General features: G+C 46.1%; 21 protein-coding genes. 9 read left to right on the top strand and 12 right to left on the bottom strand.

Features of this window, described 5'->3' with window-relative positions:
- Positions 1 to 285: 285 nt before the first annotated feature.
- The gene (locus QUB37_RS15395) at positions 286 to 2292 is read left to right on the top strand and encodes a ribonuclease R family protein (RefSeq protein WP_333163373.1); all 2007 of its coding nucleotides are present in this window, start codon (positions 286 to 288) and stop codon (positions 2290 to 2292) included.
- 329 nt (positions 2293 to 2621) lie between these two features.
- Here the strand turns inward: QUB37_RS15395 and QUB37_RS15390 are convergent, their stop codons facing one another.
- From QUB37_RS15390 to QUB37_RS15380, 3 genes are read right to left on the bottom strand one after another with little or no spacing between them, the layout of a single operon-like run.
- Positions 2622 to 2807 carry a hypothetical protein gene (locus QUB37_RS15390; protein ID WP_333163371.1) on the bottom strand — a complete coding sequence of 62 codons (186 nt, stop codon included), beginning with the start codon at positions 2805 to 2807 and terminating at the stop codon, positions 2622 to 2624.
- Positions 2808 to 2860: 53 nt separating this feature from the next.
- The gene (locus QUB37_RS15385; protein ID WP_333163369.1) at positions 2861 to 3721 is read right to left on the bottom strand and encodes a GTPase; all 861 of its coding nucleotides are present in this window, start codon (positions 3719 to 3721) and stop codon (positions 2861 to 2863) included.
- A gap of 6 nt (positions 3722 to 3727) precedes the next feature.
- Positions 3728 to 4399 (bottom strand): GTPase, encoded by a 672-nt coding sequence (locus QUB37_RS15380; RefSeq protein ID WP_333163367.1) that lies wholly within the window; start codon positions 4397 to 4399, stop codon positions 3728 to 3730.
- A gap of 397 nt (positions 4400 to 4796) precedes the next feature.
- Between QUB37_RS15380 and QUB37_RS15375 the strand changes: the two genes are divergently transcribed.
- From QUB37_RS15375 to QUB37_RS15365, 3 genes are all read left to right on the top strand, one after another.
- Positions 4797 to 6239 carry a 1-acyl-sn-glycerol-3-phosphate acyltransferase gene (locus QUB37_RS15375; protein ID WP_333163365.1) on the top strand — a complete coding sequence of 481 codons (1443 nt, stop codon included), beginning with the start codon at positions 4797 to 4799 and terminating at the stop codon, positions 6237 to 6239.
- Between the two features lie 156 nt (positions 6240 to 6395).
- The gene (locus QUB37_RS15370) at positions 6396 to 7283 is read left to right on the top strand and encodes a histidine kinase dimerization/phospho-acceptor domain-containing protein (protein WP_333163363.1); all 888 of its coding nucleotides are present in this window, start codon (positions 6396 to 6398) and stop codon (positions 7281 to 7283) included.
- Between the two features lie 298 nt (positions 7284 to 7581).
- Positions 7582 to 9045: an IctB family putative bicarbonate transporter gene (locus QUB37_RS15365; protein WP_333163361.1), complete on the top strand. Its 1464-nt coding sequence runs from the start codon at positions 7582 to 7584 to the stop codon at positions 9043 to 9045.
- Positions 9046 to 9483: 438 nt separating this feature from the next.
- Here the strand turns inward: QUB37_RS15365 and QUB37_RS15360 are convergent, their stop codons facing one another.
- The 3 genes from QUB37_RS15360 to smpB all read right to left on the bottom strand — a co-directional run bounded on the left by QUB37_RS15360 (position 9484) and on the right by smpB (position 11769).
- Entirely contained in the window at positions 9484 to 9714 is a 231-nt protein-coding gene (locus QUB37_RS15360) for an Osc7112_2153 family protein (protein ID WP_333163359.1), read from the bottom strand.
- Positions 9711 to 10427, bottom strand: a complete 717-nt coding sequence (locus QUB37_RS15355; protein ID WP_333163357.1) for a tetratricopeptide repeat protein — start codon at positions 10425 to 10427, stop codon at positions 9711 to 9713. The genes QUB37_RS15360 and QUB37_RS15355 overlap by 4 nt, the downstream gene beginning before the upstream one ends.
- Before the next feature lie 874 nt (positions 10428 to 11301).
- A complete protein-coding gene (gene smpB / locus QUB37_RS15350; protein WP_190736615.1) occupies positions 11302 to 11769 on the bottom strand; it encodes an SsrA-binding protein SmpB in 468 nt (155 codons plus the stop codon).
- Between the two features lie 127 nt (positions 11770 to 11896).
- Between smpB and xrtO the strand changes: the two genes are divergently transcribed.
- Both xrtO and QUB37_RS15340 read left to right on the top strand, forming a co-directional pair.
- On the top strand, positions 11897 to 13492 hold the full coding sequence (xrtO, locus tag QUB37_RS15345; RefSeq protein WP_333163355.1) for an exosortase O: 1596 nt from the start codon (positions 11897 to 11899) through the stop codon (positions 13490 to 13492).
- On the top strand, positions 13482 to 16394 hold the full coding sequence (locus tag QUB37_RS15340; RefSeq protein ID WP_333163353.1) for a TIGR02921 family PEP-CTERM protein: 2913 nt from the start codon (positions 13482 to 13484) through the stop codon (positions 16392 to 16394). The genes xrtO and QUB37_RS15340 overlap by 11 nt, the downstream gene beginning before the upstream one ends.
- Before the next feature lie 180 nt (positions 16395 to 16574).
- Here QUB37_RS15340 and QUB37_RS15335 read toward each other — a convergent pair whose 3' ends face one another.
- The 4 genes from QUB37_RS15335 to QUB37_RS15320 all read right to left on the bottom strand — a co-directional run bounded on the left by QUB37_RS15335 (position 16575) and on the right by QUB37_RS15320 (position 19366).
- Positions 16575 to 16877: a Rieske (2Fe-2S) protein gene (locus QUB37_RS15335; protein WP_333163350.1), complete on the bottom strand. Its 303-nt coding sequence runs from the start codon at positions 16875 to 16877 to the stop codon at positions 16575 to 16577.
- Between the two features lie 142 nt (positions 16878 to 17019).
- Complete coding sequence (locus tag QUB37_RS15330) at positions 17020 to 17688, bottom strand: HAS-barrel domain-containing protein (protein ID WP_333061313.1); 669 nt, start codon at positions 17686 to 17688, stop codon at positions 17020 to 17022.
- A 284-nt stretch (positions 17689 to 17972) separates the two neighbouring features.
- Complete coding sequence (locus QUB37_RS15325; RefSeq protein ID WP_015175937.1) at positions 17973 to 18164, bottom strand: NAD(P)H dehydrogenase subunit NdhS; 192 nt, start codon at positions 18162 to 18164, stop codon at positions 17973 to 17975.
- A gap of 131 nt (positions 18165 to 18295) precedes the next feature.
- Positions 18296 to 19366 carry an Mrp/NBP35 family ATP-binding protein gene (locus QUB37_RS15320; protein ID WP_333057242.1) on the bottom strand — a complete coding sequence of 357 codons (1071 nt, stop codon included), beginning with the start codon at positions 19364 to 19366 and terminating at the stop codon, positions 18296 to 18298.
- A 281-nt stretch (positions 19367 to 19647) separates the two neighbouring features.
- Here QUB37_RS15320 and hemF point away from each other — a divergent pair, with 281 nt between their 5' ends.
- Both hemF and QUB37_RS15310 read left to right on the top strand, forming a co-directional pair.
- A complete protein-coding gene (hemF, locus tag QUB37_RS15315) occupies positions 19648 to 20691 on the top strand; it encodes an oxygen-dependent coproporphyrinogen oxidase (RefSeq protein ID WP_333163347.1) in 1044 nt (347 codons plus the stop codon).
- A gap of 57 nt (positions 20692 to 20748) precedes the next feature.
- The gene (locus QUB37_RS15310) at positions 20749 to 21111 is read left to right on the top strand and encodes an STAS domain-containing protein (RefSeq protein WP_006631392.1); all 363 of its coding nucleotides are present in this window, start codon (positions 20749 to 20751) and stop codon (positions 21109 to 21111) included.
- Positions 21112 to 21356: 245 nt separating this feature from the next.
- On the opposite strand, the gene QUB37_RS15305 is transcribed toward QUB37_RS15310, so the two are convergent.
- Together QUB37_RS15305 and QUB37_RS15300 are read right to left on the bottom strand one after the other, a co-directional pair.
- A complete protein-coding gene (locus QUB37_RS15305; protein ID WP_333163345.1) occupies positions 21357 to 21977 on the bottom strand; it encodes a chromophore lyase CpcT/CpeT in 621 nt (206 codons plus the stop codon).
- Positions 21978 to 22110: 133 nt separating this feature from the next.
- Positions 22111 to 23283, bottom strand: coding sequence for an RNA-guided endonuclease TnpB family protein (locus QUB37_RS15300; RefSeq protein ID WP_333163343.1), 1173 nt, complete (start codon positions 23281 to 23283; stop codon positions 22111 to 22113).
- A gap of 344 nt (positions 23284 to 23627) precedes the next feature.
- On the opposite strand from QUB37_RS15300, the gene psb29 reads away from it, so the two are divergent.
- On the top strand, positions 23628 to 24341 hold the full coding sequence (gene psb29 / locus QUB37_RS15295) for a photosystem II biogenesis protein Psp29 (protein WP_333163480.1): 714 nt from the start codon (positions 23628 to 23630) through the stop codon (positions 24339 to 24341).
- Positions 24342 to 24655 lie beyond the last annotated feature (314 nt).

The raw sequence follows: 24655 nt of genomic DNA, 5'->3' as shown, positions 1-24655 counted from the left end.
GATTTTGGACTGGGAATAAGACTTGCGCGAAAACAAATTCTTTCTGCTATTAATAGTGCAGCAAGAATGCAGCGAAAAAATCGCGAAAAAGGGTTAAGAGTCGCCGCAGCGCAAGTCTTAATCACAAGTCAAAAGTTAAAAAAAAGCAAGAAAAAACAACTTTTTAGATTTTAACTTTCAAAATTGACCAGAAAAATTGCCAATATCCAAAATCTAAAATCGCAAGCTCGAAACTCGATAAGTGGCTACTGTAAAAATCCAAAATCTCAAATATAAAGCTGGCAAGTGGAGAAGGGAACGTTAGTAGAATTTAGAGTGCACGGCGACCGCCGTCTGGCAGTTGCCGATCGCCCCGATGGCAAGAAAAACTGGGTCGTGGTAGACGAAAACGGTCAACCGCACAGCATACCGCCCAAACAAATCACCTACGAAGTAGCGGGAGAAACTTACAAACCCTCCGATATTCCCAAGTTTCTCAAAGAAGTAGAAGCATACTCAGATCCATCGAGTTTGGAAGTCGCTTGGGAACTTTTAGTCGGTGACGGAGAAACAGCAGATCCCGAATCCCTGGCAATGCTGCTATTTTCTGAGAGTAGTGGGGCCCAGTGTTACGCGGCTTACTGTTTGTTATCAACAGACAAATTGTATTTTAAACAAAAGGGCGATCGCTACGAACCGCGATCGGCAGCCCAAGTAGCCGAAATCAAACACCAGCAAGAAGTACAACAGCAGCGACACCAAGAATCCCAAGGATTTTGGGATCGAGTCAAACAGCGGCTGGCAGGGGAAAATGTCGATTGGGAACACAGCGATCGAACTCGCCTCGACGCCCTAGAACGCTTTGCCCTCCTCGGAGAAGAAGCAACGCACCGCACCCCGGCCTTAGAAACTTTAGCCAGCTTACAACGATCCGAAAACCCCGAAGCAGCATTTGGCCTCCTAGTCGATCTCGGCCTCTGGAGTACCCACGAAAACCTGTTTTTGCGGCGCAGCCAAATTCCCCTACAATTCTCCGCAAAGGTATTAGAAGTGGCCCAACGCTGCCTAGAAAATTCCCCAACCGACTCCGACACAAATCGTCTCGATTTAACTCACCTCAAGGTTTACACGATCGACGACGAAAGCACCACGGAAATCGACGACGGCCTCAGCTTAGAATTCCTCGAAAACGGCCAGCAGCGGATCTGGATACACATCGCCGATCCCACCCGCTTGCTTTCCCCCGGAGACGAACTCGACCTCGAAGCCAGAAAGCGCACCACTACGGTTTACCTGCCCACGGGAATGATCCCCATGTTTCCCCCAGCTTTGGCAACCGGGCCGATGAGTTTAATTCAAGGCAAAGAGTGCAGCGCCCTCAGCTTCAGCGTCACCTTAGACGAACTCGGCGCGGCTCAAGATTACAGCATCCACATCAGCACCATAAAACCCACCTACCGCTTGACCTACGATGACGTAGACGAAATGCTGGAGTTGGGAATCGAAGCAGAACCGGAAATAGCAGCGATCGCCTCTGCAGCCAAACTGAGGCAAAAATGGCGGGAAGCCCAAGGCGCAATCAGCATTTTCATGCCAGAATCCGTCATCAAAGTCAACGGCGACGACATCAAAATCCACGTCATCGACGACTCCACAGCCCGGATGCTAGTAGCCGAAATGATGATTTTAGCCGGTGAACTAGCCGCCCGCTACGGTCAAACTCACAGCCTGCCCATACCCTACCGCTATCAGCCACAGCCCGAACTCCCTCCCGATGAAGAACTGCTGGCCGTGCCGGCAGGCCCCGCCCGCGCTTGCGCCGTGCGCCGCTGTATGCCCCGCAGCGAAATGGGCCTGACCCCCGGACGCCACGCCGGCTTGGGTTTGGAATTATACACTCAAGTTACTTCCCCGATCCGCCGCTATACCGACTTGCTGACTCACTTCCAAATCAAAGCCCACCTGCGGGGCGAACCACTGCCTTTTTCCGCTGAAGAAATACAGGACATTGTGATGTGTCTCGGCACCGCAGTTAAAGAAGCATCCACCGTCGAACGCCAAACTAACCGCTATTGGGGATTGGAATATTTGCGGCGCAACCCCGATGAAGTTTGGGAAGCTTTAATGCTGCGCTGGTTGAGGGAAGACAGCAATCTCGGATTGATTTTATTGGAAGAGTTGGGTTTAGAATTGGCAATGCGATTTGGTCGATCGGTCGAAATAGGCGATCGGCTAGAAGTCAAAGTCACCCACTGCGATCCGCGATCGGATGTCATTAACTTCCAAGAAGTCATTCTCCAAGCAGCGGAATAGGATTTGATATCAATTCCGGCTGCGTATCCATAACCGCGATCGCGATATGCAAAGAAATCGGGTTTCTATTCCCATCTTGGTTAGGATGCAGAAATCCATCAGAGAAACCCGGTTTCTTTATGCGGGAATAAAAGAGCGATCGCTCTCTGGAGAATAAAAGAGCGATCGCCTTTCTGAGAAACCAACGGCCAGAAACCGGGCTTCTATAGAAATCTCTGTCATCCCACCAAAATTGTTAGAGAAACCCGGTTTCTTTTTTGGGTGGCAAACAAAGGAGCGATCGCTCTTTTAGTTTCCACCCTTTTTTGGTCTAACAAAATTTTCACTTATCAAAACAGGGAACACAACCATGAAAATACTGGTTGTAGTTGCTGGAGAGAAGCTACAATTCCACCGGCTAATCTTAACCATTTAGCAAAACTTTCTAAAGAACTTAAAATTGACTCTTTCTTTTGAGCCTCTTCTTTAGCTAATAATGCGCGTATTTTTTGTTTTTCTTCTGCGGTTAAAGCCATGTCTACCTCTTTCAGGACATAAATTTACGATTCAGCAACATTACGGATTTTTGTTATCTTTGAGGAGTCGGATGATTTTTCAGCCATGTTGTAATCTTGTTAATCATCTCGATATCGTCAGCAATATCTCTTGTGTCTGCTTGAATTACCAAAAAAACTAAATCGCAAGATGGGATAATCTGCCGATAAATTTTGTCATACTCTCGATCCTCTGCTTCGCTGCGTCCATATCCGGGCAAATCAATCACCGTTAAAGTGCCCCCTGTTGCCAGAGTAAATTCTTTAATTTGTGCCTGAGTTGTTCCGACAGTGGTGGGACTTGTTTTTAACTTAGCGTTAAAAAGATTGTTAATTGTAGTTGTTTTACCAACTCCAGATTTTCCAATCACGGCTACTTTGGGTGGTAACTGAGTCTCCTGTTTAAACTTATCCAGTATTAGCTGAAATTCTGATTCTGGAATAAGTTTTTTTATGTCTTCTACAGTTTGATTGTTAGCATCACCTTTTGTTGCAGAATTATTGACTCCTTTTTGACGTTCTTGATCAGCAAAAGCTTTGACTTCTGGAGCTGCTAATTCAAATGGATCGGCAGGCTGCACATTACCCAGCTTGAATCCAGCATAAGCATTCTGGATAATCTTGGTCAGCAAATTAATCAAACGATAACGCTTCAGCGCTGAGTAATATTCGATATTAGCTTCAGATATTTCTGTAGTTTCACTCAATCGTTTTATAATATCCTGGCAACGACGTTCGATTTCCTTTTTTGCCTCATCCGTAGGTGCATTTAATCGCTGGTTCCACCCGTTGGGAATCATTTTATCAACTTGATTTAAGCCAATGACAAGTCTAAATGGTGATTTGGTATTTTTTTTTCCAGAAAACCAGTCAACTAGGTTTTTGAATAATCCCATAATATTTCAACTCCTTGACAATACTTTCATTTTTAGGTGTTCTAGTCCCCATCCATAAACAGATGTATAAGGCACTACCTGATCTTTTTCAAAAATCACTTTTCCATTAATGACCCGGTGAAAAATACCATAAACATCATCGATTTTTTCAGGAATTAGCCTAGTTTGATCATCTGAAGGTTCTCGACTATCGATATTAAATGTATTTTCCCCTTCATAAACTCCCAGACAATCGATTTTATTCAAAGCCACTATGAGGAATAAAGACGGCTTAAATAATGGCTTTAACTTTTTCAAAAATATCTCATCCCGTTTGTAAGCCCTTGTATCTGCTTGAGTTACCCAGACTAAAGCATCAGCTTGAGGAATCCATTTTTTGTAGTAAGCCATATACTTTTTATCGTCAGTCAAACTCTCTCCAATTCCCGGCAGATCCACAACTCGTACTTTCTGATAGGGAAAATTCGAGTCGTTAGGGGGGTCTAAATCGACAAACTGAGGCTTTTTCGTACAAGCCACAGCATTATCGGTAGCCCAGTTTAGCCCAAATAAAGCATTAAGAGTGCTACTCTTGCCAACCCCAGTTTTGCCAAAAAATAAAATTGTTAGTGTATCCTTGTTAGACGAGGGCAAGTATCTACGGATTTTGGCTAAGTATCTGAGCGTTTCTTGAACCATAAGACAATTGGCAACTAATGATGCCCTTCTTTATCCCAGAATTTGGAGGGGCGACTATACCATAACATAACTGTTAAATTTAATATCTTGACACCTTACCTGTATCCTGTCAATACTCTTCCAATATTTTATATTTTGGTTCTGGCGATCGTGTAAAAATTGAGTTATGTGAGACGGCTTGTTTATCCCCCTTATTTTTTAAGAAAAGATGTCAAATGGGTTCTATAGGATAAAAAACCTGTTTTCTTTAGTCCTTCGACGTAAGTCCTGATAGAGTGAGAAGAAATTAGGAGACGGCAATGCCGTGTCCCTACATTATTTTGGGGTAGGGACACGGCACTGCCGTCTCCTCTCCTAGCCCAACAAGGCCAATAAATCTAAAATCTCAAACCGCCAAATGCCCAATTCAATTAGCCAAGTTCAGCCGCCACTGGAATTCATACCTCCAGCCTACAACCCGCTAGTGGTGCAAGGTTGTAAGCAAATTTTCCCGTGGTGGCTGCGATTTCGGACGAGTATCAGCCACGTTCAAGCCGAAAACGTCGAAACCCTCGCCGAACTATTCCACCAATTTCAAAATCAGAAAGTTCGCTTCTTGCTAGCCTTCCGCCACCCCAACTCAGACGATCCCTACTGTTTGGGACAACTAATTTGGAAACTCGTTCCCCAGGCAGCGCGGGCCAAAGGCATTCCCCTGCAATTCCCGGTACATTCCCACTTTATCTACGATCGTGGCATTCCCCTGTGGGCCGGTGCGGGAGTCGGCTGGTTGTATTCCCAACTCGGCGGCACTCCGATTGTTCGCGGCAAGATCGATCGCGTCGGATTGCGATCGGCCCGCAATTTATTTGCCAACAGCCAATTCCCGATCGCCGCAGCCCCAGAAGGCGCTACCAACGGTCACAATGAAATAGTTAGCCCCCTCGAACCGGGAATTGCTCAAATGGGTTTCTGGTGCGTTGAAGATTTGCTGAAAGCCGGACGCACTGAAAAAGTTTTAATTGTGCCGATCGGCATTCAATACCGCTATGTCAATCCACCTTGGCAACCCCTAGAAAAACTTTTAACTCAATTAGAAATTGATTGCGGACTGCCACCCTTAGAACGCACCGATATCGCTAATTTAGAGACTGCAAATCCCGATTCTGAAAATCACAATCACAAATTCCAATATCTGCGCCTGATTCGACTGGGCAGCCATTTGCTAGCAGTAATGGAAGAGTTTTACGGCCGTTTTTATCATAAAAATTTACAGCCAGAAACATCTATTTTAACATCATTATCCCTCCCCAACAAAACAGGAAATGATTCTGGCAATGAAGTAATGATGGCTCGACTGAAAGCCCTGTTAGACGTGGGTTTGCAAGTAGCCGAAGAATATTTTAACTTAAAGCCCAAAGGCAGTTTAATAGACCGCTGCCGCCGTGTGGAACAAGCAGGCTGGGAGTATATTTATCGAGAAGATATCAAAGATATTGCAGCACTTTCTCCCTTAGAAAGAGGATTAGCCGATCGCCTCGCTGAAGAAGCAAGTCTCCGGATGTGGCACATGAGACTTGTAGAAAGTTTCGTATCTGTCACGGGTAGGTATGTCGCAGAACAACTGACGGCAGAACGTTTGGCAGAAACAACTTTACTGCTATGGGACGTACTGGCTCGCATCAAAGGGGGAAATCCTTTCGGCAGACCGAAGTTGGGCAAACAGCAGGTACAAATGACCGTGGGCGAACCCATATCAGTGAGCGATCGTTGGGATCGATATCAAACCAGCCGCAGGTTAGCAGTTGCCGAGCTCACTCAAGACTTGCAATCAGCTTTAGAAGCAATGATTAAATCTTAATTACTCAGAGAAACAAGAGCTTCTACGGAAGAAGGAATATATATTTTTCTTCTCAACATTTTTTGTGGTGAATTATAAAGAAATTGTTATAAACTTTTGAGATAGGTCTAATGAACCGCAAACCCTCGCTCGACAATGAACCAATAAAAATTAGCGATGACTAACAAACCTATCGATTTGTCTACTAACTCCATTAAAGTAAAACTGCTGAATAATTTAGCGCAGGAATTGCTCACACCGCTCACTTCTGTCCTCGGCATGGCAAGCGTGTTGAAACAAGAAATTTATGGCCCCTTAACGAGCAAGCAAAAAGAATATATTGACGTGATCCAAGACAGCAGCCGCTCTTTGCGATCGCTAGTTGAAGAAATTTTGGAACTTGCAGAACTAGATGATTCTGCTTTTACCTTGAAGCGAACCGCAGTCGATATAGAAACTTTGTGCCAGCAGGTTGTGACAATCCTGTCGTCGGCGGCAAGTAGACGAGAGCAAGAAATTAATTTGTCGATGGGGCCCGGGTCGCGCATCTGGTTGATAGATAAAGATAAGGTTCAGCAAATGCTGCACCACTTAATTTTTAGCATTATTCAATCTGCTGGGGCAGGCAGCGTGATTCGAGTCCACGTTTCTCGGAAAGAAGACGGCATCAACATCGGAGTTTGGGTTTTTCATCCTTGGTTAGGGGAAAGTTTGCCCCATGCTAAACTCTACACCGACTACTTGTTGAAGGTCGGGTCAGGTAGCGGTTCGCCCTCGAACTCCGAAACCGAGTCCCCCGGACTCGAAGCGCAACTCCCGACACAAGGTTCGCAGCGATTAACGCTGGCGTTTTCTGAATTGGCGGCTTTGGTGGCCCAGAATGCCGAGGATACCGCACCGGTGTTAGCTGGTTACGGGGCGCGGGAACGCTTGGGGCTGCTGCTTTGCTGCCAATTGGTGGAAATTCAAGGCGGTCAACTTTCAATTCAAGGAACCCCGGAATCTGGATATCGCTACCTGCTCTGGCTGCCCTGCACAAATGCTACGGAATTGTTGGAAGGCTAAAGAAGGAAGAAGGAAGTTCGGCAACGGATTTTCTAACGGATGTAACGGATGGAAAGAAGAAGGAAGAAGAAACAAGTCATTTGTTAATTAATACTGAGATGTTGCACTATTCTCAATAAGGCTTTTAGGCGCGGGCTCGCGGGCCCCACCCACAAGAAATTTATTCTTTGTGGAGCAGGCCCGAAAATCCTTAAGCGAGAATGGTGCAAAATGGGAGTTACTAACACTTCTCGCTCCTTTTAGACTCAATTCCCAATTCCCAATTCCCACTTCCCAATTACCAATAATCAATCTAAAAATGAATTCAGTTTGGCAACAGTTAACTCTGGCAAATTTGCCGCTCTCTCAGTGGCAAAGTAGAAGTTATTTATTCAATTTGGCGATCGGCTCTTTACGCAGTTGGCGGCAGAGTAGCTGGCTGATGCAGTGGGCAGAACCCTTGGGTTTTGTTTTGCTGGCCTTAACTTTCGGTTTGGCGCCGTTTGTAAACAATGCCTTGGTGGGGGTGTTGATGGCGGCTAGCGCTGCATTTTGGGTGCTGCTAACTGTTTCGGACGATCGCGAGAGCCCCTTCACGCCAATTCATTTGCTGGTTCTGCTGTACTGGGGCATTGCCACCGTCGCAACGGCGATGTCGCCGGTGAAAGTCGCCGCTGCTACTGGTTGGAGCAAGCTAACGCTGTATTTGCTGTTTTTTGCGCTGATGGCTCGGATATTGCGATCGCCCCGTTGGCGATCGTGGTTAATTGCCGTATTTTTGAACATCTCTTTAATTGTCAGTTTCTACGGCGTGCGGCAGTGGATTGACAAAGTGCCGCCCTTAGCTACTTGGAACGATCCGACTTCTACTCAAGCCAATGTCACGCGAGTTTACAGCTTTCTGGGGAATCCTAACTTGCTTGGTTCCTATTTGCTGCCGGCCATTGCATTGAGCGCCGCCGCACTTTTTGTGTGGAAAGGATGGGGAACAAGAGTTTTAGCGCTGACGATGCTGGTGGTGAATTGCGCGTGTTTGCGCTACACCGACAGCCGGGGTGCTTGGATCGGTTTTGTGGCTCTACTGGTGGTATTTTTAGTGCTGCTGTGGTACTGGTACAGCCCTTTGATGCCTCGGTTCTGGCGAACTTGGGCCCTGCCGTTAGGGTTAGGAGGTTTGGCTGGGGCCTTAATTTTGGGAGTGGCTTTAGTGGAGCCTCTGCGCGATCGAGTTTCGAGTATGTTTATCGGCCGAGGTGACAGCAGCAACAATTTTCGGATTAATGTTTGGACGGCGGTGGTTGACATGATTCGCGATCGACCAATTCTCGGAATTGGGCCGGGAAACACTGCTTTTAATAAAGTTTATCCGCTTTATATGAGGCCGAGATTCACTGCTTTGAGCGCTTATTCCGTGCTGCTGGAAATTGCGGTGGAAACCGGTTTTATCGGTTTAATGTGTTTCCTTTGGCTGATGACTGTCACCGTCAATCAAGGTTTGTTGCAGATAAAAAATCTGCGGGATGCACAATTTAACATCTCTAATTTAGACGAAGAATCCCGAAATCCCAAATCTAAAATCCAAAATCTAAAATCGAATCAGGGGTTTTGGTTGATTGGGGCGATCGCAACTTTAGCCGGCATGATGGCCCACGGTTTTGTCGATACAGTTTGGTACAGGCCCGAAGTTAATATGCTTTGGTGGTTGATGGTGGCGATTATTGCTAGTTTTTACAGCAACTCGCACCAGCAGCAGCAAGATTCTGCTTTGACCGAGGGCGAGTAGATAGAATTGCTGGGGGGTATTTTCTCCCTGCCCGGTGGCAGGGCGGTTTCATTCTCAGGGAAATCATCGTTTTGTAGGGGTAGTGCCAAGAATGCCTACCCTCCACGAATGATGAAATCGATGTTTCAAATGTCGGGGTTCTTCACGAGGGTTTGCCCCTAGTCGCTCGAATGAAACAGCCCTGCGCCCGGTGTGGATTCCAGAAATAGCCGATACAGCAATGATTAAGAGTTATATCAGTGCAAAAAAAGAATGCAGCTTTATGCAAGCTGCAAACCATTATTGCCATAAGTTATTTCCAATTATTCAATTCTTAATCTCAAATCTCAAATGCTATAAGGTGCGGACGGCGCACCCGGCATAATACTACTACATACTACATACCTGTTGCGGTAAAGTGGTGATGGTACACTCTACCAAATTTATTGAAAATAACTCTTATTCTTCGCTCTCCGAAGGCATGATGAATCTCGGACACGCATATATTCCACCATTTCTATCTTTGCACCGCCGTCGCACCGACTGATTCGAGTTGAACAGCATTTTGACTGATTCATTAACGGCAGGGTTAACAGTCGCAGGAGTTGGGAGTGCTTTTGAGGCTTGACTTAGCTCCAGTACCGTTATAATTGCCAGTATGGTTGATGAAAACAAAACTGTGCGTTTCATTTATTTGTTTTTTCCTCGTTTAATCGTTGACGTGCCATCCCTATCCATATATCCTCATCGAGTTCTTGAGAATCCGCATACTTTAGACAAATTTTCCACTGCGGTAGCGCTGCCTTAGTATTTTTCATTTTTTCTAGGACTTGCGCTTTTAAGCAGTAAGTTGCTGGGCCTTCACTATCAAGTTTAATCGCTTCATCCAGATGCTGCAATGCCTCTGAATATCGACCCTGTTCTAGGCGAGCCCATCCCAAGTTTTTGAGTAAAGAATATTTTACTCGATCGTCCTCAGCTAATTTCAAACCTTGCCACAGGAAGTGAACGGCAGCCGGATAGTTTTTTTGATCAACTATATATAACCTAGCCAGGTTGCTGTAAGCAGCAGGCAGACCGAGTTTTGCAGCTTGCAGATATTTTCCTCGGGCGCATTGTAAATCTTGCACCTCTTCGCAAAGCCATCCTAAATTGTAAAGAGCTGTTCGGCTTTTTGGATCTACAGCGAGCGCTAACTCATATGCTTTTTGAGTATCCGCCAATCTATTGGCTTTGTAGTTTTCAAATGCCATATTATTAAAAAAAGATGCCAGTTCCGGCCGCCCAATTTTCCAGCCGCCAAAGCCTACTGCTAGGATCAGCAAGAAGGCTCCCCACTTCGAGTTGTGATGCTTTTTTGCTGGCTCTTTCATGGCATTGAAAATGTTAGCTAATGGTGTCATTTTTAGCATTTTTTAACTTGAGAGTTGAGCGATATTTTTGTTCCAGATTTAATTGCCACCCTAATGGCATATAAACGAAATGACTCAGGTTTGAGCCCATTTCTTATAAGAGTTTGTCAGTCCACAGCCGAATGCTTGGGTAATGCTCCCACTACCTAGATGTATTCGAGCATAGGTTAATCATTCCTGAGACTCCACAAGCCATCCGGATATTTTCAGAAAAAAAGAACCGGGAAGCAGGAAGAAGGTAGAACTGTTCCTTTGTCTAAGTAATAATACTTAGCTGGCGGTCAGTTGATCGACAGTATGCGACTTTATGAGGAGATACAGCGTATTCCAGGTTTATGAAGTGTAGGAACTTAGCCTGGGCCGTTTGCCTACCGGGAGCGAACGAGCTGGGGTTTAGTTCCTCAACATAGAATCTTCTGTAAGATGGACTCCGGTGAAATAGCTCTAATTAAGTTTGTAGTGACGATGGAAGCCCTCAAAATCCTCCCTTGAGGATTTTGAAAAAAATTATGATGAATAATGAACCGAACTCGATTTAAAATAGCCAATCATTAATGAGCAATCACCCATCATGAATCACTAATGACCGAAAACATCTAGGATACAAGCCCCCGGATTCATCCGTCCAGAAGTAAAACACCTGTATCCGATGAAACTTGCCCCCCGAATTTATCCGTGGGGTCAATGCTTCAATTCTTTAATCTAAAATCTAAAATATAAAATCGATTGACTCCTGACTAATAAACATCTCCATAAATTAACTTTCAACCTTAGAGTAGCAAATGTTTTAGTTGATTTTTCGGAGATGTCTAATGAGCCATGACTCATGACTCATTACTCATTAGTCATTACTAATGACTAATGACTAATATTGCTTCATCGCTCTTTCCATATCCCGCTTATCTTCGCGTTTCTTCAAATCTTCGCGCTTGTCGTACAGTTTTTTCCCTTTACCCAAACCGATATCCAGTTTTACCCAGCCGCCTTTCAAATACATTTTTAACGGCACTAAAGTCAAGCCTTTTTCTTCCACTTTGCCGATTAATTTGCGAATTTCCTGCTTGTGCATCAGCAATTTACGGGTGCGGCGGGGTTCGTGATTAAAATAGTTGCTAGCACTTCTCCAGGGCGAAATGTGAACGTTGATCAGCCACAGTTCTCCGTTCCGAACTAAACCATATCCGTCGCGCAAATTGGCTTTTCCTTCCCGAATAGATTTGACTTCGGTTCCCTTCAACTCGATGCCCACTTGGTATGTCTCTATAATTTCATAGAGATGGCGCGCTTGTCGGTTATCGCTAACAATTTTGTATCCTGGACTTTTTTCGCTCATTTTTACCTCTGTTAAAATTAATTATTATAACGCTAGCTTCTCTGTAGAGAAAATCGAAGCTTGACAAAACTTAAATAATCGGTCTGGACATTACCAATTTGGCTGAGCTAAGATGTCACCAACGTGAATGTCAAGCGGTATCATGCAGCGCACCAATATCACTGATTCTGCGATTCCAGATTCTGTTACTCCTCATCCTGCGGTTAATTTGGTTTGGCTGGCTCCTTTTTTGCTGGCGCTTGCTTGGTTTTGGGCCAATATCTCGGCTGTTAAGTGGCTGTTATCCTCGTTTGTTGAGATACCCACACTGTACAAGATAGTAATTGGTTTTCTGATTGTAGCATTAGTAGTGCGATCGACTGGGAACTCCGTTAGCGCAGCCCGCCCCTACGGGGGCTACGCCAACGAAGAGGATCGCCCGCCCGAATTTTCACCCAATTTCGTTTTGAGGCGAGATCCGCTGCTATTAATGTTGGGTGCGGGTATTTGCTCGATCGCCCTTCAGTACATAATTGATATCAAACAAGTTACTGTCCTGCTATTTATCCTCGGAACTTACGGGCTGTGCGGCTTATTGGTGGAGCCGAACTTTTGGCGAAAAAACTTACCAGTTGCGGGCTTGCTGGCTTGTATTTTACCATTTAATAGTCAGTTGAATAGCGGGTTAGGTTTGCCGGCGCGAGTGCTTACTGCTCAGGTAGTAGAACAGTTGCTCTCTATGCTGCACATTGGGGCTATTTCTTCTTACGATATTATCGTTTTGGAAAACGGCATCGCTCACGTTGACGTGCCTTGTAGCGGCATTAAAACCCTCTTAGTCGGGACGCTATTTTTGCTAGCTGCTACCTGGCTGGAAGGGCGTAAATTGAGCTTAAGATGGCTAGCAGTCGGCGCTGCTAATCTCTTAATGTTGGTGTGTGCTAACGTTGCGCGGGTTGCCGTGTTAGTCCTGGTTTCAGAAGTGTTTAACCAGCCAAACCTAGCACAAATTATGCACGTTCCTCTGGGAATTGTCGGTTTAGTATGTGCTTCTTTTGTGACGTGGTTAATGCTGCAACGAGTACCGAAATTTCAGCCAGAAAAAACCAGCAGTGTTTCTGCAAAACCAAACTCAGAAATTCTGCAAAATCACCCTTTAGCCAAACCAGGAATAATTGCAGCAGTCACAGTTTTGGCAGTAATAGCTCAACTGTCTCATGTAGAAACGTCAAAAATGGCGATCGCACCTTTAAGATTGCCTGAATACATTAAATCAGAGTCGATTCCCCTGAATGCTAGCGAACAAAAATTCTTTGGCAACTATCCAGACACGCAAACACAAAAAATCAGATTTGTCGCCGGCAACTTGCGCGGTTCCATGCTCACCGTAGCGAGCACATCCTGGCAAACTTATCACGCCCCCGAGTTGTGTTTTGTAGCGAGCGGAATTCCCGTCAATCGCATAGAAAAAAAACAACTAACTCCTTCAGTAACAGCGCGCTGGCTGTCTCTCAAAAACGACCAATTATCAGCAGCATACTGGCTGCAATCTGCACAGCTAACTACCGATAACTTCTTGTCCCGTATCGGCAGCGACCTTACCCAAAAAAATCACAATTGGGTGCTAGTTTCCATTTTGTTTGACAGTTCGTTACAAGCAGAAAATCAGGAAGTAAAAGAGTTTGCTAGTAATGTATACGATACCGTCAAAAAAAGCTTCCAAGGAGAAATGAATGAAAATTAAACAGGTATTTGATGGACTTGTTAAAACAATTTTTTGGCTGTGGAATTTGACTTTTTTATCGATTGTTTACTTAGGAATTTTGCCGATTATAGGAGGGCCATTAATTAGGGCGACAATCGATGGCATCGTCCCGCTAGAGTTTTCTTTGACGATGGCAGCTACGATCGCAGTACCCACTGTATGTACAGTAATAGGAGCTAGGCGTTTTAGCAAGCAACCCCTACAGCTAATGCGTTGGTTTTACGGCGTAGAAGCACCGCTATTTTTGCTTTGTTTGCTTCGCTTATTCCTGCTACGAGAACTCACTCCAGCTAGTTCTCAAATCATCGCTACTATTGCTTTGTGCATAGCAGCGTTTTCAGTGGAAATGCTGTACGGATATCTGGGTAAAAGAGAAAATGTGCAAACTATTTTCGATTCCCAGAATTTCCATAAGAAACCGCCTCGTTTTTTCAGTTTAATCGGAGAAAAGCGAAGTGCGTGGCTGCAATTAGGATGTCACAGTTTAATGGTAGTAGTTGGTATTTGGGCTGCAACTTTGCTGATTTATTACGCTGTACCTGTGGCATTGTATACACTTTATGGATTCTTCACTGTAGTCATTGAATTTTTCAAGTTTACATGGGTATCAGCATTGTGGGATATCTTTAGAGACGGGGCGTGGATATCGGTTTTAAGCTTGGGTTTAACTTGGATAGGGCTATCCTTGATATTCTTTGGTTTAACCTGTAGCTTATTCGTTGTCATGCCTTCGCTGTACGGCTTTCTCTACATTGATTCCGGGCGTAAAATATGGCAGAGTTTTGCTGCACAATACGGGAAAAATAAAGCGCTAATCGGAAGTTTGGGAGTCATAGCAGCTTGGCTGGCTATTTTCTCGGCTTTGCAGCAGCAGCCACAAGTTGCAGCACTGAAAATGTTGGCGACTCCCCCCGCAAATGACACGGTTCGCCAAACTTTATTAGCAAAGTCTGATATGATTCGATCGGGCTTAGTTAACGCTTATTTGTCCCCTTACCGCTACCTGAGCACTGTAGGAGAAAACAACCACATTTATGAGATATACAAAAATATTTGGATTTTCCCTGACGAAGCGGCTCAAACTTTGCAGAGCAGCTATAATTTTTTAATGTCGCCGTTTTTGTATCAAGGCTCTAGTGCTGATGTGGAAAAAGCCGAAAAACTCTACGGCGAATTCTTCGATACGGAACTGCAAAAAGGCGACACAGCAGCAGTAAAACACGCGGTGCAGTCAACATCAAACCGGGAAGAAGCTAAAGCTGGTTTGCTGAATGTCAATCAGGAAAAAGTATGGTTGCAGTCGCAAGAAGTGACAGTCAAAGAAAACGGCGACTGGGCTGACGTTCAACTCTACGAAGTTTACAAAAATCAAACGCCGAACTTGCAAGAAGTATTCTACTACTTTTCGCTGCCGGAAAGCGCCGCAGTTACAGGAGTTTGGCTGGGCGATACTGGCGATTTAAACAAACGTTTTGTATTTACCGTATCGCCTCGCGGTGCCGCCCAGCAAGTCTACAATCAACAGGTAGTAGAAAGAGTCGATCCGGCTTTGCTAGAACAAATTGGCCCCAAACAATACCGCTTGCGGGCTTTTCCAATCCCGGCAAAACGAGAATTTACCCAAACTGACGGGCCAACGGAAATGCACCTGTGGCTTACTTACAAAGTCATGCGCCAGCCGCAGGGTTGGGCTATGCCTATTTTGGCTGAAAAACGCAACATTTTTTGGAACCAAAATACTCGCCGCACGATCGCCGGAAAAGAGGTAAAATACAGCGGGAAAGAAGCAAGAGAAACTTGGCTGCCACCCTTTTTGCCCGCAGCCGCACAGCAACCGCTAACAGCGCAGCAGGCGATTCTACCGGGAGGAAATATCATTTCTGCTAAGCCGTTGGCTGATGCAAATTACTCGTTACCGCAAGGCAAGAAATTTGCAGTTATTCTCGATACTTCCCGCAGCATGGCGGCGGAAAATAAGGATGTAAAAGAGACTTTTGAATGGTTGAAAGCTAATGCAGCAGCCAAGAATGCTGTTGATTTGTATGTAGCCAGCGCTGCGGGAATGCCACCTAAGTTAGTAGAAAATGTACGCAATTTTGATGCAGCAAAGGCGACATTTTACGGTACAATCCAGCTCAAAGATATGTTGCAACAGTTTGCACAGTTGCGGGGCGATAAAAGTTACGATACTGTATTTTTGGTGAGCGATCGCCACAGTTACGAATTATCGGACGATCGCAAACTTAAACTTTCCATCTCTGCACCGCTGTGGACAGTACATTTGGGAGGTTTGCCCCCCGGCTACGACGACGCAACTTTGAAGGTGATTCAAGATAGTGGCGGCGGAGTTGCTACGGATATGAAAGAGGCGATGCAGCGAGTAGCAACAACAGCAGCTTCGGGCCCATCTACAGTTAGCGTTGTTGACGGCTATGCTTGGAGTTATGCCAAAACGCCGCAGTCGAAAAAGACTGCAAAATCGGCGACAGTCGCAGAGTTAAAAGATACCGGAAATGAAGGCTTTAAACCGATAGCTGCGCGGCAGTTGATAACTGCACTTAGCAAGCAGAAAAATTCAAATCAATTGACGCAACTGGATGCGATGCACGCAGTAGCTAAAAATTTCAAAGTGGTGACGCCTTATTCTTCGATGATTGTGTTAGTTAATGACGCGCAAAGGGAGCAGCTAAAAGCAGCGGAAGCTAAGAGCGATCGATTTGACAGAGAGGTAGAATCGGGTAAGGAACAGTTGAGTAAGCCGAATAATCCTCTGAATGTTTCGGGGGTTCCTGAACCGGAAGAATGGCTACTGTTGACGGTAGGTGCGATCGGGCTTTTGGCGGTTTTCCTCCGTCAGCGGCGCGCCAAAATGGTAGGTTGAAAGATGGTTCGGCGGTTGAAACTGCTCCTTGTCAAACAAAGTCTGCCTCCGCAGACTAAGAGAGTGAGGGGGTATTTAAGCCGGACTTGATATCAAATACTAATCTACAGTCGTCTTGAGACGACTTGAGCTATGAGACAGGGGTTTAAACCCCTGTCGGACTTAGCTAATAACGAATAACTAATCTATCTCCACAAAAACCCGATCGCCCTCAATCTTTACCGGATAAGATTCCAGGGAATCGGCGGGTGCATTCAAACATTTACCGCTATCTAATTTGTACTGATACTTATGGAACGGACAGGTAATGATACCGTTGCTTACCTTACCCATGTCGATCGGATATTCTAAATGAGTGCAAGCATTGCGGTAACAAGTGACATTCAGGCCTTGACGATTCAAAATCACTGAAGTTTCGTCAACTTTTACCTTCAACACACCCCCTTCGGGAACTTGATTTAGTGCTGTTACCTCTACCCACATAAAATATTTTTCCTCCGAAAAAACCAGATCGGGACTGACGCAGAACCTAATTATGTAGGGTGCGCTTTGCACACCTTACTGCTATCCGTAGCGTGTCAAGCCACTTTTGCGTAAGTCCAGATTATCTTATTCCAGCTTTTCCCTACGGATGAATCTGGCTCAAAATCACCCTCAACCGATCGTAATCATCCTTCAACAAAACACTCAAACTCCTCCCCGCTTCCACCAACCAAGATCGATCGCGCATCCGCAACTGATAAATCTCACGAATTGCCGCCGCCGTCAGCGCCTCCACCGGCGCATTAGCCACCCCCAGCAGCGTCCTCAAAAAATCTAACTGCACCGTAAAATCAATCACCTCATCCGGTTCGCAGCGATAAACCGCCTGGTGAATTTGCGGCGGGCGCGGTGGCAAATACTGATAAATTTTACCCCTAGATGGGCCGTGACCGTTCAACCTTTCCGGCGCAGCCTCATACCCGACAATCGCCACTCGAAACTCGGTTTTGAGCATCGCAAAAATCTGCGGTTGTTCTTCCCGCAACTCTTCCAGCGACAAACCCAAAGCGCGAGCTCTGTGCACCGAGTCGATCGGGCTAGTCGTAGCGTAATAAACCACGCCGTAAATTTGATTTTTTGACTCTTCATCCTCGGCCTTCACCCAACTCCCAAAAGGTGGCATCACGGGAAAGCTTAAGTCTTCCGGTTCCAAACATTGAGCCAAAAACTCCGAAGTTGCCGTCTCGATTACCTCAGCAATGCGATCGGGATGGCGCTCTTTTGTAGCAAATTGGGGTAAAGGTAAACGCATATTATATCGATTCCGGTGCAACCGGAATCATTGTTGACTGTTGACTGTTGACTGTTGACTGTGAGTCAAAAAAATGAAAATTGCGCGAATTATTTGTTGGCATCGGGATTCTACTTTACGCCCGACGCTGAAGCGCGGATTTGATATCATTCCGGCGCAGCCGGAATAGATATTAGTCAGTTGGTTGTTGGCAGTTGGTTGTTATTTATTATTTGTAAGTGGTACTAATAAACAATAACTGACAACTGTCAACTGTCAACTGTCAACTGTCAACAACCAACTGACTATTTCGCGCGACCAGCCGTAGCATCGACAAGTTCCAACTGCGACAGGCGGAACGTGATCAGCTTGTCCCAATTGCCGCCTTCAAACAGTACCGCGACTTTCCCGTCGCTAACTCGCTGGACTTGTCCTTGAAAGGCGTAGTAAATTTCACCCTTATCTTTAACTCGAACTGCCGAACCTGGAAAAATCATAATTCTTTGAATGTTAAGTTTGCTGGTTATAGTTTACCTTTTCTCGTTTCTAGTTCCCAAGCAGAGCCTGAGAACTAGGCAAATCTTCGTCAACCGGAAGACGCGAGGCAAAGCCTCGGAACGAGAGTTTGTTAGGCTAAGGCTGCTACGGAAACTTTACCGGCAATGCGGCCCGCGATCGCCCGCAACTCCCTCGCCGAAGCAGAACCCGGTTGTCCCACGACGATCGGCACCCCCGAATCGCCACCTTCCCGCAACGGAATTTCCAGCGGAATGCGGCCTAACAGCGGCACTCCCAACTCAGCAGCAGTTTTTTCCCCGCCGCCGGAACCGAAAATATCGTATTGCTTGTCGGGCATATCCGGCGGCACAAAATAGCTCATGTTTTCCACAATTCCCAACACCGACACTCCCAACTGCTGGAACATCTTTAAGCCCTTGCGGGAGTCCAACAAAGCCACAGTCTGCGGCGTCGTCACGATCACCACACCAGCCATCGGTACCGCTTGCGCCATTGTCAACTGCGCGTCTCCAGTACCCGGAGGCATATCGACAATCAAATAGTCTAAATCGCCCCAATTTACCTGATAGAGGAACTGCCGGATGATCCCGTTCAACATCGGGCCGCGCCAAATCACGGGTTGGTCTTTGTCAATTAAAAACGCCATCGACACTAATTTGACGCCGTAGTTGAAGGCGGGTTCGAGGCTTTCCCCGCTTTTTCCATCCCTAACCATCACTTTCGCGTCCCCCAAACCCAACATATTGGGGTCGTTGGGCCCATAGATATCCGCATCCAGCAAACCCACCTTAGCGCCGGTTTGCGCTAGCGCTACTGCCACGTTTACCGCCACCGTGCTTTTGCCGACGCCGCCTTTGCCGCTGGAAATTGCGATAATATTTTTAACGCCCTCAATGCCTTGGCGATCGACCACTCCCTTCTGCTGCGGCGTCTCGGCTGTCACCTCCACCGCCACTTTTTCGACTCCTGGCAACTGTTTGACCGCTTTTTGGCAATCTTCGACAATAAATTCTCGCAGCGGGCAAGCAGGCGTTGTCAGCACTAAAGTAAAACTGACGACACCGCCGTCAATTTTTATGTTACGAATCATGTTCAATTCCACCAAACTCTTTTGCAGTTCGGGGTCTTGCACAGGTCGCAGGATTTCTAAGACTGAACTAACATCGAGTGTATTGGGCATTGTGTTCTCCACCATAGCTCTGCAATTGGGTTAGCGAATTTTCGATCGCAGGTTTAAGTATATTTTTATTGCTATTTTTTAATGTAACTTCATAGCGATCATTTGCAGACCTGCGGTGGCATAATTACATGACGACAGGATTTGGGACTCACGGTCAATCTCAAACTCAAATGCGATCGGCAAGAATTTCTACGACCGAAAGCAATTTGGTCACAATAGGCGAATTGAGCCGTGGTCGCAATTCTTCAATCTAAAATCTAAAATCTTAAATCTTAAATCGGATGACAGTTTCTACAACACTTAAAACCGCCACTTCCCCGTTTTTGCCGCCCGCTGACTCTAGAGCTAGAGTCAGCCAATTTATGAAAAGCCTACAAGACGAAATTTGTCAATCCCTCGAACAGGTCGATGGCGTTGGCAAATTTAAGGAGGACTCTTGGGAACGCTCTGAAGGCGGCGGCGGACGTTCTCGCGTCATGCGGGAAGGCAATGTGTTTGAACAAGGGGGAGTCAATTTTTCCCAAGTTTGGGGCGAAAGTTTGCCGGCTTTGATTCTGGCAAAGCACCCAGAAGCTGCAGGTCACGATTTCTATGCAACGGGTACTTCGATGGTGCTGCACCCCCGCAATCCCTACTTGCCTACGGTTCACCTGAATTATCGCTATTTTGAGGCTGGGCCGATTTGGTGGTTTGGTGGCGGTGTGGATTTGACTCCTTATTACCCGTTGGCTGAGGATGCAGCTCATTTTCACAAAACTCTGAAAGCAGCTTGCGATCGCCACCATCCCGGCTATTATCCGACATTTAAACTCTGGTGCGACGAATATTTCTACCTCCCCCACCGCCAAGAAACCCGTGGCGTGGGTGGCCTGTTTTTTGACTACCAAAGCGCTCAAGGCGCGCTTTACCGCGACCATCATGTCAAAGGGAAGGCCGCTGAGTGCAGCAACAACATCGGGGTGCCGGAACCGAGGACTTGGGAGTCGCTGTTCGCTTTTGTACAGGACTGCGGCCGGGCATTTTTGCCGGCTTACACCCCCATTATTGAAAAGCACCGATCGAAAGAATACGGCGAGCGCGAGCGTAATTTCCAACTTTACCGCCGCGGCCGTTACGTTGAATTTAACTTAGTGTACGATCGAGGCACGACCTTTGGCTTACAAACCAACGGACGCACCGAATCGATTCTCATGTCCCTGCCACCTTTGGTACGCTGGGAATACTGCTACGAGCCAGAACCCAACTCTCCAGAAGCCGAACTCTACTCCAAGTTCCTAAAACCGCAAGATTGGGCGAATTGGATGCCTCAGCAGTCACCGACCTGAGTTAAACTACTGGGACAGTAACCACCGCGATAGATAATAAATTTGAGGGAAGGGTCAGTGATTCATATTGATCAAAAAACCCACACGCTTCAAGACGGTACAACAGTTATCGTCTTAGCACCGACAGGACGGTTGGACATCACTACAGCTTGGCAATTCCGCCTCAAGTTGCAAGAGTGTATTTCCAAACTCAGCCGCCATGTCGTAGTGAATCTTGGTCAGGTTAACTTTATCGATAGTTCTGGCCTGACCTCACTTGTAGCAGGTATGCGGGATGCGGATAAAGTTAAGGGAAGTTTCCGCATTTGCAATGTTCATCCAGAAGCCAAACTGGTGTTTGAAGTCACCATGATGGATTCTGTGTTTGAAATTTTTGAAACGGAAGAAGAAGCTCTAGAGGGGGTGCCGCGCGCAAGTTGAGCACTCCTGCTGGCATCGGTTGCAGTGTCGCGGGTAATTTAAGCTTGAGACTCAAAAGCGCGCAGAAACCCAGCAGAAGAAAGGGAAGCAGGTAAATTTTTGCCTGCTTCCTTATGCCTTATTCTTTTCTTGAAAGGTTGAGACGTTCACCAAAACACTGAAGTAGAAGAATACGTCAAGCTAAAGTCTTGCCTTCTATCCTAGATAGCTAAATCTTTCTTGCTTCTTTCTTGTTAGTTCTTGGTTCAGCCCAATATCTCAGCAGCAAAATCCTGACGCTTGACAAATCTAAAAGGGCCCATTAAAGCTCCCCAGATAGCCTTGCCTGTCGTGGGGCTTATTCCTTTGTCATAGCTGAGAAACTCCTCGCCTGCGGCTTCAAATCCCAAGTCTACTTGGTAATTTTGCCCCCCGTAGGCAAAGCCGCAGCGAGTGCCCTCCGGCAAAGATGCGCGAAAGCGATAGCCATTTGAGGCTAAATTTTGCACCGCAACCGAGAGGGTGCAGCCGGGAAGGAGTTGGATTTGCTCGTTCGTTAGCTTTCCAAGCAAGTCGGGGTTGCAACCGGCTCCTTTGACGGCTGCAATGTCGTTGAACATATAATACTGAGCTTCGATAAGTCCCGGCGCTATCTGTGAGTGCCTCAGTTGCACGATGCGGGGGCGGTATGGCTTGTCTAATTCCAGAATGTTAGCTTGTTCGGCAAACAGGGCAATGCTGGGCTCGGAAAATAGAGGAACGGGCAGTGGTCTTTGCCACAAACGAAGGTGTACGTACCAAGCCGGGTCTGCTAGCGCTTGTTCCCGGTTGTCAAATTCGCCCGCCATGTACTGGGCTAACGCTCTTAATTCAGGAGAAATTGTCATGTTTGTTGGATTTTTCAGGATTAGTGCTTGACAAAAAAAACTTATTGTGATACATGGCTAGCCGATCGGGGCAAGTCAGAAGATTAGATTTTTGACATCCACCCTGACCTAAAGGTACAGGGATTCCCAATCGTCACCGATTAGGTTTCTGCTTCATAGCACCCGCCCTAACAGATTTGCTCTGTTCGGGTCTTACGGTCGCTCCACAGACTGACACGGCTAGCCCAGCCGCCAAAATGTTTTTTCCTGCGTTAATGTCACGATCGTGGTTTGCGCCACACTTAGGGCATTCCCATTCTCGAATATTCAACGGCAATTTTTCAACAATGTGACAGCAGTTTCCACAGCGTTTAGAGCTCGGAAACCAGCGGTCTATTTTTACAAACTCTCGCCCATACCACTGGCACTTGTAACTTAGCTGGCGAATTAACTCGCCCCAACTAGCGTCACTAATAGCAAGAGCTAATTTATGGTTTTTCACCATATTCTTGATAGCCAAGTCCTCAACGACAATCGTTTGATTTTCACGAATGATTTGAGTTGTTAGCTTGTGCAAGAAATCTTTGCGGACATCGACTATTTGTGCGTGGACTCTAGCCAGTTGCACCCGCGCTTTTTCACGGTTACGACTTCCTTTTTGCTTTTTGGCTAGAGCTTTTTGCTTCCTTTTTAACTTCTTACGAAGCTGCTTGAAATGCTTGGGGTTGGCAATCTTATTGCCGTCGCTAGTAGCAATCAGGCTACTAATTCCCACGTCCAAGCCGATTGTTTTGTTTGTTTTGGGAAGTGGTTTGAGCGTGTAGTCGTCTACAAGTATAGAGACATACCAGTGTCCAGCCGGTGTTAGTTTTACCGTAATAGTAGAAGGAACACAGCTTGCTGGAATTTGTTTGCTCCAGCGAATAGGTAGCGGGTCATTGCACTTTGCCAGAAACACTTGCCCGTTTTTCCAACGGAAAGCTGACTTGGTGAACTCAGCGCTACCACCGTTGTGTTTTTTTTTGAAATTAGGGTACTTGGCTCGTCCCCCAAAGAAATTGGTAAAAGCTGTTTGAAGGTGTCTGAGTCCCTGTTGAAGAGGTACGCAACTAACTTCGTTGAGGAAGTCGAGTTCCTCTTCTTTTTTCCAATTCGTCAGCATCGAGGAAGTTTCTCTGTAGCCAACCCTCTCTTGACGCTCGTACCAAGCTTCCGTGCGGGCCGCCAAAGCCTTGTTATACACTAACCGGGTACAACCCATTGTCCGTCGCAAGAGATTTTCTTGCTCGACGGTCGGGTAGAATCGGTAGCGGTAGGCTTTTTCCATCTTCACGCTCTAGCACGTCTTTTGTGAGTTAGTCGCTTTGGTTTTGTGTCTTTTTGTGAAGCCGTCCTATAAGGACGGGGTTTCTACCCATTTTTCTGATGAGCGATCCCAGAAGAGCTATGATTGTAAAGATACTGGGGTTTTGCCCCTCCTATTGCGACATATTAATGGTTGCTGCCGATCGCGCGTAAAATTTTTTTGATAAAATTTTGTCTCGCAAGGAGGCGGCAACGCTTAAAAAACTGGCAATCTTTGTCAGCCCGATCGCAGAATTGACTCCCCGACTTTACTCACGCCGCGCTGGCACGCCCGCTACGGCAAAATTATTTATCTATAAGACTCAGGTGAACAATAACCGTACTGTTTCAGATACTAAGCGAAGTTTCTATACGATTCACACTCGACCGATCAACTCAATTTACCGTCGAGTGGTGGAAGAGTTGATGGTAGAAATGCACTTGCTTTCGGCGAATGCCGATTTTCAATACGACCCGATTTATGCTTTGGGTGTAGTGACAGCTTTCGATCGATTCATGCTTGGGTACGCGCCAGAAGCAGACAGAGTTTCGATTTTTAACGCTTTGTGCAAGTCCCTAGAAGACGATCCAGAGCGCTACAAGCAAGACGCTCAGCGATTGGAAAGCTTGGCGGATAGACTTTCCGGGCAAGAGTTGCTCTCGTGGCTCGATCGCTCGACTAGCTTTGAAGATACAGCGGATTTGCAAGCGTCTTTAGGGGCGATCGCCAGCAACCCTCAATTTAAGTACAGTCGCTTGTTCGCGATCGGTTTGTTCTCGCTATTAGAAAAAGCTGACCCTAACTTGGTAAAAGACCAAGAAACGCGAAACAACGCGATCGCCAAAGTCAGTGCGGCCTTGCACCTCCCAGAAGACAAAGTTAGCAAAGATTTAGATTTGTACCGCAGCAATTTGGAAAAAATGGCTCAAGCACGAATAGTGCTTCAAGATGTCATCCAAGCGGAACGGAAAAAACGCGAAAAACGAGAGACAAAAGTTACCGCTGGCCCTTCGGCTGAGTCTTCTGACAGTAACAATTAATTGTTTGAAGGAAGAAGGAAGAAGGAAGAAGGAAGAAGGAAGAAGGAAGAAGGAAGAAGGAAGGGAGAATTTTTTATTTGAAGTAACAAATAAAGAAAACTCTTAAATTTTAATTTTTTGTTCTTGAATTCTGGCTTCTGCCTTCTGGCTTCTGCCTTCATATCGTTTCCGGTTGCATCAAAATAATAAAATCGAGTCAACAGTTAATACTCAACCATTCATTTTTTCCAGCCGCCCGTCAACAGTCAACAGTCAACAGTCAACAGTCAACAGTCAACAGTCAACAGTCAACAGTCAACAGTCAACAGTCAACA

Origin of the sequence: Microcoleus sp. AT3-A2 (assembly GCF_036705685.1) — a bacterium.
Classification (GTDB): domain Bacteria; phylum Cyanobacteriota; class Cyanobacteriia; order Cyanobacteriales; family Microcoleaceae; genus Microcoleus.
The sequence above is the reverse complement of the archived record's forward strand: the minus strand, read 5'-3'. Positions and strand labels throughout refer to the sequence as shown.